This window comes from Microbacterium kunmingense (assembly GCF_023155745.1).
Lineage (GTDB): Bacteria > Actinomycetota > Actinomycetes > Actinomycetales > Microbacteriaceae > Microbacterium > Microbacterium kunmingense.
On sequence record NZ_JAKNUS010000005.1, the window covers coordinates 205108 to 214995 of the forward strand.

General features: G+C 69.6%; 8 protein-coding genes. 4 read left to right on the forward strand and 4 right to left on the reverse strand.

What is annotated here, in order from left to right; genetic code table 11:
* Nucleotides 1-20: 20 nt before the first annotated feature.
* Nucleotides 21-1160 (reverse strand): zinc-dependent alcohol dehydrogenase, encoded by a 1140-nt coding sequence (locus MA875_RS09430; protein WP_248242034.1) that lies wholly within the window; start codon nt 1158-1160, stop codon nt 21-23.
* A gap of 193 nt (nt 1161-1353) precedes the next feature.
* Here MA875_RS09430 and MA875_RS09435 point away from each other — a divergent pair, with 193 nt between their 5' ends.
* Nucleotides 1354-2235, forward strand: coding sequence for a manganese catalase (locus MA875_RS09435; protein ID WP_248242035.1), 882 nt, complete (start codon nt 1354-1356; stop codon nt 2233-2235).
* A 10-nt stretch (nt 2236-2245) separates the two neighbouring features.
* On the opposite strand, the gene fdhD is transcribed toward MA875_RS09435, so the two are convergent.
* Nucleotides 2246-3109: a formate dehydrogenase accessory sulfurtransferase FdhD gene (gene fdhD, locus MA875_RS09440; RefSeq protein WP_248242036.1), complete on the reverse strand. Its 864-nt coding sequence runs from the start codon at nt 3107-3109 to the stop codon at nt 2246-2248.
* 1 nt (nt 3110) lies between these two features.
* Complete coding sequence (moaA, locus tag MA875_RS09445) at nt 3111-4181, reverse strand: GTP 3',8-cyclase MoaA (RefSeq protein WP_248242037.1); 1071 nt, start codon at nt 4179-4181, stop codon at nt 3111-3113.
* Between the two features lie 151 nt (nt 4182-4332).
* Here moaA and MA875_RS09450 point away from each other — a divergent pair, with 151 nt between their 5' ends.
* Nucleotides 4333-5310 (forward strand): putative endonuclease domain-containing protein, encoded by a 978-nt coding sequence (locus tag MA875_RS09450; protein WP_248242038.1) that lies wholly within the window; start codon nt 4333-4335, stop codon nt 5308-5310.
* Between the two features lie 471 nt (nt 5311-5781).
* Here the strand turns inward: MA875_RS09450 and MA875_RS09455 are convergent, their stop codons facing one another.
* Nucleotides 5782-7281 (reverse strand): L-serine ammonia-lyase, iron-sulfur-dependent, subunit alpha, encoded by a 1500-nt coding sequence (locus tag MA875_RS09455; RefSeq protein ID WP_248242039.1) that lies wholly within the window; start codon nt 7279-7281, stop codon nt 5782-5784.
* Between the two features lie 135 nt (nt 7282-7416).
* Between MA875_RS09455 and MA875_RS09460 the strand changes: the two genes are divergently transcribed.
* Together MA875_RS09460 and cydB are read left to right on the forward strand one after the other, a co-directional pair.
* Nucleotides 7417-8835: a cytochrome ubiquinol oxidase subunit I gene (locus MA875_RS09460; RefSeq protein ID WP_248242040.1), complete on the forward strand. Its 1419-nt coding sequence runs from the start codon at nt 7417-7419 to the stop codon at nt 8833-8835.
* A 14-nt stretch (nt 8836-8849) separates the two neighbouring features.
* On the forward strand, nt 8850-9884 hold the full coding sequence (gene cydB, locus MA875_RS09465) for a cytochrome d ubiquinol oxidase subunit II (protein WP_248242041.1): 1035 nt from the start codon (nt 8850-8852) through the stop codon (nt 9882-9884).
* Nucleotides 9885-9888 lie beyond the last annotated feature (4 nt).

Sequence of the window (9888 nt, forward strand, 5' to 3'; positions counted from 1 at the left end):
TGGTGGGCGTGGTCGATCTGTCAGACGTGCACGACGGTCTTGATGCAGCCGTCGAGCTTCGCGGAGAACACGTGGTAGGCCTCGGCGATGTGCTCGAGCGGGAACCGGTGGGTGATGAGTGCGCGCGGTGCGATGACGCCTGAGCGGATGTGCTCGATCAGCCGCGGCCACTGGCGGGCGACCGGGGCCTGGTTCATACGGAGGGTGAGCCCCTTGTTCATCGCATCGCCGAATTTCACGGCGCTGAACAGCGGACCGTAGGCGCCCATCACCGATACCGTCCCGCCCTTGCGAACGCTGTCGATCGCCCAGTTCAGCGCCACCGGGGAACCCCCTTGCATCTTCAGCTTCGCCGAGGTGATGTGCTGGAGGACGTGGCCGTCCGCTTCCGCGCCGACCGCGTCGACGGCGACGTCGGATCCCAGACCGGCCGTCATCTTCTTCAGGGTCAGGACGATGTCATCCACCTGTCCGAAATTCACCGTCTCGGCCCGTGCGTAGGTGCGGGCCTTCTCCAGGCGGTAGTCGAGGTGATCCACCACGATCACCCGCCCCGCTCCCATGAGCCAGGCCGAGTGGGCGGCGGCGAGCCCCACCGGCCCCGCCCCGAACACCACCGCGGTATCGCCCTCCTCGATGTCCGCCAGCTGGGCGCCGAAGTACCCGGTCGAGTAGGCATCGGTGAGGAGAAGGGCGTCCTCGTCGTGGAGATCGGTCGGGATGACCCACGGACCGACGTCGGCGAAGGGCACCCGGACGAACTCCGCCTGGCCACCGTCGTACCCGCCGGCGGTGTGGGAATAGCCGTAGATCGCCCCCACGGCGGTGGCGTTGGCGTTGACGTTGTGGCAGTTGGAGAACAGCCCGCGGGCGCAGAAGAAGCACGATCCGCAGTAGATGTTGAAGGGCACCATGACGCGATCGCCGACCCGGAGCGTCTGGACCCCTCCTCCGACCTCGTGCACGGTGCCGATGAACTCGTGGCCGAAGGTGTGGCCGATGCGGGTGTCGGGCATCATGCCGTGGTACAGATGCAAGTCCGAACCGCAGATGGCGGCCAGCTCCACCTTCACGATCGCGTCCTGCGGATGCTCGATCCGGGGCTCCGGCTTCTCCTCGACCCGCATCTTGTACGGGCCGCGATAGGTCATGGCTCTCATGGCGTCTCCTCGCAGGTCGATCTCCCACCCTGCCTACGCGCTGCCCGCGGCACACGGGGGTTGCCATCGGCGCCGAACCGACTACTATCCCGGGCGCGTATATCCCAGCGCCGGTATGGCGTGTCAACCCCGACGACGACGTGTGCGCGGGCCTCCTAGCGTCGCCCGGACACGACAGAAAGGGGCAGGACAGATGTTCTTCCATCGTCAGGAACTGCAGTTCGAATCCACACCCGACAAGCCCGACGCGGTGTACGCCCGTCGGCTGCAAGAGGTCCTCGGCGGGCAGTACGGCGAGATCACCGTCGCGATGCAGTACGGCTTCCAGGCATGGAACACGCACATCCCCGGGAAGTACCGCGACCTGCTCTACGGGATCGGTGCGGAGGAGTTCGGGCACGTCGAGATGCTCGCCATCATGATCGCCCAGCTGCTGGAGAAGGCGCCGGTCGAACAGTCCGAAGCCGCCGCAGCGTCCGACCCGGTGCTCGGTGCGGTGATGGGCGGCATGGACGTGCAGCACGCGATCGTCGCGGGTGCCGGCGCGCGACCCGTCGACAGCAACGGCAACCCCTGGCAGGGCTCGTACATCACCGCCAGCGGCAATCTGCTCGCCGACTTCACCGCCAACGCCAACGCCGAGATGCAGGGCCGTGTGCAGGTCGCGCGGCTCTACCACATGACCGACGACCACGGGGTGCGCAAGATGCTCTCCTTCCTCCTCGCGCGCGACACGATGCATCAGAACCAGTGGCTGCGTGCCGCCGCCGAGCTCCGGGAGGAGGGAACCGAAGATCTCCCGGTCCCCATGAACTTCCCGCTGTCGCAGGAGCACCGGGACGTCAGCTACCAGTACCTCAACTTCTCCGACGGCGCCGCGGCAGCCGAGGGTTCCTGGGCCGCTGGCCCGACACCCGACGGCAAGGGCGAGTTCAGCTACCACGACGGTCCGACCACGTCGGCGCCCATGCCACCGCCGACCCAGCCCGATCCGCGGTTGTTCGGCACCGACCCGAAGCCGAATGTCGTCGACAAGGCCGCGGGAGTGGTGAAGGACAAGCTCAGCAAGAAGTGAGGCCGACGGGTCAGCCGGCGAGGAGGATCCTGTCGGGGTGCGTGTAGATGTTCATCGACGCCCCCCGCAGGAACCCCACGAGTGTCAGGCCCGAATCCTCGGCGAGCTCGACGGCGAGCGAGGACGGCGCCGAGACCGCCGCGAGGATCGGGATGCCGGCCATGACGGCCTTCTGCACGAGCTCGAAGCTCGCCCGTCCCGACACCTGCAGGACGGTACCGCTGAGCGGAAGCCGGTCGTTCAGCACCGCCCACCCGACCACCTTGTCCACCGCGTTGTGGCGTCCGACGTCCTCGCGCACGACGAGCGGCTCACCGGTCGCGGCGTCGAAGAGGGCAGCGGCGTGGAGCCCGCCGGTCTTGTCGAAGACGTCCTGTTGACGCCGCAGCTCGTCGGGGAAGCCGGCGAGCACCGCCGCCGGCACCACGGCCTCATCGAGCGCGATGTCGTAGCTCGACACCGTGCGGACGGCATCGATCGACGCCTTCCCGCACAGCCCGCAGCTGCTGGTCGTGTAGAAGTTCCTGGCGAGGTCGGGATCCAGCGGCGGCACGTCGGGCGCCAGGGAGACGTCGAGCACGTTGTAGGTGTTGCCGTCGGAGCCTGGCCCGGTTCCGGGGCCACCGCAGTGGATCGCCGATCGGAACTGGTCGCCGCGGGAGATCACTCCCTCCGACACCAGGAACCCCGCGGCGAGCTCGACGTCGTGCCCGGGCGTGCGCATGGTGACCGCGAGCGACGTGCCGCGCACGCGGATCTCGAGGGGCTCCTCCACGGCGAGCGCGTCGGGACGCCGCCTTGCGGCATCCGTTCCACTCTCTCCGCCGCCAATGGTGACGCGCGTGACGGGCCGGCGCGCGGTGATGCGTCCCACCTCAGCCCCCGATCGCGTTCATGCCGCGCGCGGGCTGGAGGAAGGACGGGTCGTTGATGGCGTGACCGGGGAGCTTGCCGTGGACGCACGAGCGCAGCATCCGGTCGATGGCGTCGTCGCCGGGAGCGGGACCGCGCAGGACCGGCAGCAGGTCGTACTCAGTGGTGGAGAAGAGACAGTTGCGCAACTGGCCGTCGGCGGTGAGGCGAAGCCGGTCGCAGGCGCCGCAGAACGGAGCGGTCACCGAGGCGATGACGCCGACCGAGGCGGGGCCGCCGTCCAGCAGGAAGCGCTCCGCCGGCGCGCCCCCGCGACCGGGCACCGGGGTCAGGTGCCAGCGCTGGGCGAGAGCAGCGAGGATCTCGTCGCGTGTGACCATCCGCTGCCGGTCCCACGTGTGGCCGGCGTCGAGGGGCATCTGCTCGATGAATCGCAGCTGGGCGTCGTGGGCGAGAGCGAACGCCACCAGATCGACCATCTCATCGTCGTTGACCCCGCGCATGGCCACGGCGTTGATCTTGAGGGGGCGGAGCCCCGATGCCGCCGCGGCATCGATTCCGTCGAGGACGTCGTCGAGCCGGTCACGGCGGGTCAGGTCGTGGAACCGCTCACGACGGAGAGTGTCGAGCGAGATGTTCAGGCGCGAGAGCCCCGCCTCGATGAGCGCCGGGAGCGCCGCGCGCAGGCCGATGCCGTTCGTGGTCATCGCGATTTGCACGGGACCGTCCGGGCCGCGGAGGGCGGCGAGCCGTTCGACGACCTCGGGCAGGTCGCGGCGGAGCAGCGGCTCGCCGCCGGTCAGCCGGAAGGTCGAGACCCCGTCGGCGGCGGCGATGCGGGCGACGCGCTCGATCTCGTCGAGGGTGAGGATGCTGGTGCGCGCGAGCCACTCGTTGCCCTGCTCGGGCATGCAGTACGTGCAGCGCAGGGAGCACCGGTCGGTCAGCGAGATGCGGAGGTCGCGGTGGACGCGGCCGTGGGTGTCGATGAGCGGATCGCCGATCCCGCCGTCGGGCGCGGGGTGTGCGGGGCGCGACGGCGCGGGTGAGATCGTCACCGGGATGGCCACCATCTCAGCTGCCCCCTCGCCGCGCAGTCATCCTTCGAGCGTAGTCCCGCCCGGTCGGGGTGTCGCTTCCTCCCCCGCCTGGTGGGACGACGGGTTGTCCACCGATCGGCTGGAGCGGGCATCAGCGACCGCCACGCTCGGCCACGGTGGAGGGATGGACGACGTACGACTCCCCGACGAACTGGGCGAGGCCTTCACGTGCGCAAAAGCCCTCGCGGCGGGTGTGACGCGCCGTCGACTCCGCACGAGGCAGCTCGAACCGGTCTTCCACGGGGTTCGGATGGTGCCGGGCGTCATCGGCGACGAGGGGGCCGACCGTGGGCGAGAGGATCACCACCGGGTGGTCCGGCGTGCGCGCGGGTTCGCTCCGCTGCTGGGAGATCACCGCTTCTTCGCGGGACGCACCGCCGCGGTGCTCTTCGACGCTCCCCTCGCTCACGGCCAGGACATCACCGTCGGCGTCCACGCGCCCGGCCGTGCGCCACGGCGCCGCGGCGTCCGCGGCGTGAAAGTCGCCCACCACCTGGTGTCGGTCATCGAGCACGAAGGTCTGCCCGTGGCATCCCCCGCATCGACCTGGGCGATGCTCGGCAACGAGCTGACGGTGCGGGAACTCGTCGTGCTCGGCGATTGGTTCGTGAGGATGCCTCGCACTCGCCACGGAGCACCGGCGCCGGAGCTACGACGGGCGACGCCGGCGCAGCTGCGACGTGTCATCGCCGCCGGCCAGCGACCCGGGATCGAGCGTCTGCGCGAAGCCGTAGAGCTCGTCCGTGTCGGGAGCTCCTCGCCATTGGAGACGGAGTATCGACTCGACGCCACCGCTGCGGGGCTGCCTGACCCGGATCTCGACGTCGAGATCCGCGACCCTCGGGGACGCCTCATCGGCATCACCGAGGTCGCGTATCGCGACTATCGCACACTTGTGGAGATCGAGGGCGACCACCACCGCACAGACAGGCGTCAGTGGGACCGTGACATCGAGAAGTACAACGCGTACGCGGCACTCGGGTGGCAGGTCGTGCGGCTCACCTCCACCCATGTGCGCGGCGCGAAACGCGGAGTCTCGCTCGTGCGCGATGCCCTGGTGCGCAACGGCTGGCGACCGGGCCGCGGTATCGATCTGGGGTGAAGCGCCGCCGCGGCGCGGGCGGCCCCGAACGAAGTGGCACAGATGGTCGCGTTCCCGCGCCACCCCCGACCAATCCCGCCACCTCGATAAGGCGGCCCCGATCGAAGTGGCACAGATGGTCACGTTCCCGCGCCACCCCCGACCATTCCCGCCACCTCGATAAAGCGGCCCCGAACGAAGTGGCACAGATGGTCGCGTTCCCGCGCCACCCCCGACCAATCCCGCCACCTCGATAAAGCGGCCCCGAACGAAGTGGCACAGTTGGTCGCGTTCCCGCGCCACCCCCGACCAATCCCGCCACCTCGATGAAGCGGCCCCGAACGAAGTGGCACAGATGGTCACGGCTCGCCGCGAAGAGCGACCATCTGTGCCACCCGGGTTTCGCGCCGTCGCCGCCGCGGTCGCGGTCGCCGCGGCGGTCCAAGGCGCCGGTCGAACCCATCTGCGCCACATCCGCGCGCGGTACGCGGGTCAGCACTCGATGACGTTGACCGCGAGGCCGCCCTCGCTCGTCTCCTTGTACTTGTGCGACATGTCGATGCCCGTCTGGCGCATCGTCTCGACGACGGCGTCGAGCGAGACGAAGTGCGACCCGTCGCCGCGCAGCGCCAGGCGCGCCGCCGTCACCGCGGTCGACGCCGCGATCGCATTCCGCTCGATGCACGGAATCTGCACGAGCCCGCCCACCGGGTCGCAGGTCAGTCCCAGGTGGTGCTCCATCGCGATCTCGGCGGCGTTCTCGATCTGACGCGTGGTGCCGCCCATCACCGCGGTGAGCCCGCCCGCGGCCATCGCGCACGCCGAGCCGACCTCGGCCTGACACCCGCCCTCGGCCCCCGAGATCGACGCATTGGCCTTGAACAGCGACCCGAGGGCGGTCGCCGTGAGCAGGAACCGCCGGATGCCGCGGCGCCGATTCGCCTCCGCGACGAAGGCCGGGTCGTCCACCTCCGCCGGTCCGCTCGCAGAGCGATCGCCGCCGAAGCCGAGCAGCGCGCTTCCCACGAGCTCTCCCCACGGGGTGACGGCGTTTCCCACCCCGAGCCCCGAGTCCGACAGGAACCGCCACCAGTACATCGCCACGGCGGGGAGGATTCCCGCCGCACCGTTGGTGGGCGCGGTGACGACGCGCCCTCCGGCGGCGTTCTCCTCGTTCACCGCCAGGGCGAAAGCGCCCAGCCACTCCCCGGGGAGCTCGCGGTGCCCGGAAGACTCTGCCTCCTCCAGCTGCGCCCGGATCGCCGCCGCGCGACGCTTGACCCCCAGCATCCCGGGGAGCACACCGTCCGCGCGGAGCCCCGCCGCGACGCACCCCGACATGGCGTCCCAGATGGCGTCCAGGCCCGCCGCGATCTCGTCGGGTGAGCGCAGTGCCTCCTCGTTGCGTCGCGCCAGCTCGGCGATCGTGATCCCGTGCTCGTCGCAGAGCGCGATGAGCTCTGCGGCGCTGTCGTACGCGAACGGGAAGGTCACCGCCGTCACCTCCTCGGCCGCGCCCTCGCGCCGGATGAACCCGCCCCCGATCGAGAGGTAGGTCTCCGACAGCAGCGGACCCTCGCCATCCGGACCCCACGCCTCCAGGGTCAGGGCGTTGGGGTGACCCGGCAGACGCGTCCGCGGAGCGAAGGCGATGTCGTCCTTCGAGAACGCGATCGGGTGCGTCCCGGCCACCGCGAGCCGGGCATCGGCCGGCCACTGCGCCCACGCCGCCCGCACGGCATCCGGGTCCACCGTCTCGGGCTCGAGACCCCGCAGCCCCGCGACGACCGCGTCGGGCGTCCCGTGACCGAGCCCCGTGGCACCGAGGGATCCGAACAGCGTGCAGGAGATGCGGATGACGCGATCGAGCGCTCCGCCATCGCGCAGCCGTCGAGCGAAGTCACCGGCGGCCCGCATGGGGCCGACCGTGTGGGAGCTCGAGGGTCCTACACCGATGGAGAACAGCTCGAACGCCGATATGTAGGCGCTCACTCGTCTACCGTACGCCGACCGTCTCGCTCGACATCGAGACACATCCGCTCGACATCGAGACAGTGCCATGCGCTGTGGTCAGACCACAGCGTACGCTCGGTCCCGAAGGCACCTTTCGAAGATCGGAGAGCTGACGTGGACCTCCTCGACCCGCTGCTGCTGGCGCGGTGGCAATTCGGGCTCACCACCCTGTACCACTACCTCTTCGTCCCCCTCACCCTCGGGCTCGTGCTCGTCGTGGCGATCTTCCAGACCGTCTGGCACCGCACCGGCGATGTGAAATGGCTTCACCTGACCCGCCTGTTCGGCAAGATCTTCCTCATCAACTTCGCCATGGGCGTGGTGACGGGGATCGTGCAGGAGTTCCAGTTCGGCATGAACTGGTCGGCATACTCCCGCTTCGTCGGCGACGTCTTCGGTGCCCCGCTGGCCTTCGAGGGGCTCATGGCCTTCTTCTTCGAGGCGACCTTCATCGGGCTGTGGATCTTCGGGTGGGATCGTCTCCCCCGCCTGCTGCACCTCGCCTCGATCTGGATGGTGGTGCTCGGCTCGACCCTCTCGGCGTACTTCATCCTCGCCGCGAACGCGTTCATGCAGAATCCGGTCGGCTACCAGCTCGCCGCCGACGGCGGCCGTGCCGAGCTGATCGACATCGGCGCGGTGCTGACCAACCCTGTCGTTCTCGCCGCCTTCCCCCACACGATCTTCGCCGCCTGGATGTTCGCCGGCACGGTGGTCGTCGCCGTCTCGGCCTGGCACCTGTCTCGCGGTCGGCACCTCGACACGATGCGGTCGTCGCTGCGGTTCGGCCTGTGGTTCGTCATCGCCTCGTTCATCGGCGTAGCCGTCAGCGGTGACCAGCTCAGCCTGGTGATGGTGGCGACCCAGCCCATGAAGATGGCCGCCGCCGAGGCGATGTGGGACTCCGCCTGCGGCGCGGACGCCTCGTTCTCCCTCTTCTCGATCGGCACCCCCGACGGTACGGAGGAGATCTGGTCGCTGCGGGTACCCTACCTCCTGTCGCTGCTGTCCACCCACACCCTCGACGGATGCGTCGAGGGGCTCAACGATCTGCAGGCGCTGTACACCGAGCAGTTCGGCGCGGGCGTGGACTACCGCCCGATCGTCTGGGTCACCTACTGGTCGTTCCGGTGGATGATCGCCCTCGGCGGCCTGGCTGCCCTCGTCGCCGTGGCGGGCCTGTGGGTGACCCGCAAGAAGGCCACCCGCCCGGTGGCGACCTGGATGTGGAAGGTCGCGATCTGGTCGGCTCCCCTCCCCCTTCTCGGCAGCCTCGTCGGCTGGGTCTTCACCGAGATGGGCAGGCAGCCGTGGATCGTCTTCGGGCTGATGCTCACCGAGGACGGGGTCTCGCCGAATGTCCCGGGGTGGACGGTGCTCATCTCGCTCATCGCCTTCACCCTCATCTACGCCACGCTCGCCGTGGTGGAGTTCGGACTCATCCTCCGGGCCGCCCAGAAGGGACCCGACACCACCCTTCCCGCCGGCGACGACGAGCACGCCGAGCTCGCGACCCGGACCACGGTCTACTAGGCGAAAGGCGCATCATGGATCTCCCCTCCCTGTGGTTCTGGATCGTCGGCTTCCTCTTCCTCGGCTACTTCGTCCTGGACGGCTTCGACTTCGGTGTCGGGATGTCGCTGCCGTTCCTCGGCCGCGATGAGACCTCCCGCCGCCAGATCATCAACACCATCGGGCCGGTGTGGGACCTCAACGAGACCTGGGTGATCGTCGCCGGAGCGTGCCTGTTCGCCGCCTTCCCCGAGTGGTACGCGACGCTCTTCAGCGGCTTCTACCTGCCGCTTTTGCTGATCCTCCTGGCCCTCATCGTCCGCGGGGTGTCGTTCGAGTACCGCCACCAGCGCGACGACCTCCGCTGGAAGCGCCGCTTCGACCTGATGATCGTGATCGGTTCGGCCGTCCCAGCGTTCCTCTGGGGTGTCGCTGTGGCCAACATCGTCCGCGGCGTGCCGATCGATCAGGACTTCGAGTTCACCGGCACGCTGCTCGACCTGCTGAACCCGTACGCGCTCCTGGGCGGCGCGACGACCCTGCTGCTGTTCTTCACCCACGGCGTGACCTTCGTGGCGTTGAAGACCGACGGGCCGGTGCACGCGGGGGCCCGCCGACTCGCCGTCCGGGCCGGCCTCGTCACGCTGGCGGTCGCCGCGGTGTTCCTCGCCTGGACGCTCGCCGACGCCTGGACCGGCGGCGCCCCCGCCTTCCCCGCCGCCCTCATCGCCGCCGGCGTCGCCGCGGTGGGCGTCGCCGGCGGCGTGATCGCGAGCGCCCGCGACCGCGAAGGCCGCGCCTTCGCCTTCGGGGTGGCCGCCGTCGCGGGCGCCGTGCTCACACTGTGGTTCTCGCTCTTCCCGAACGTGATGCCCTCCGCGACCGATCCGGCCTTCTCGCTGACGATCCAGAACGCCTCGAGCACCGACTACACCCTCACGATCATGTCGTGGGCGGCCCTGATCTTCCTTCCGCTCGTGCTGGCCTATCAGGGCTGGACCTACTGGGTGTTCCGCAAGCGCGTCACCCGTCGGCACATCGAGACCGCGGCCGCCGCGGCTGCCCACTGAGAAC

Excerpts from the sequence above, each read along its gene's own strand:
- MA875_RS09430 (WP_248242034.1), bottom strand. The coding sequence starts at position 1,160 with ATGAGAGCCATGACCTATCGCGGCCCGTACAAGATGCGGGTCGAGGAG.
- MA875_RS09435 (WP_248242035.1), top strand. The coding sequence starts at position 1,354 with ATGTTCTTCCATCGTCAGGAACTGCAGTTCGAATCCACACCCGACAAG.
- moaA (WP_248242037.1), bottom strand. The coding sequence starts at position 4,181 with ATGGTGGCCATCCCGGTGACGATCTCACCCGCGCCGTCGCGCCCCGCA.
- cydB (WP_248242041.1), top strand. The coding sequence starts at position 8,850 with ATGGATCTCCCCTCCCTGTGGTTCTGGATCGTCGGCTTCCTCTTCCTC.
- MA875_RS09450 (WP_248242038.1), top strand. The coding sequence starts at position 4,333 with ATGGACGACGTACGACTCCCCGACGAACTGGGCGAGGCCTTCACGTGC.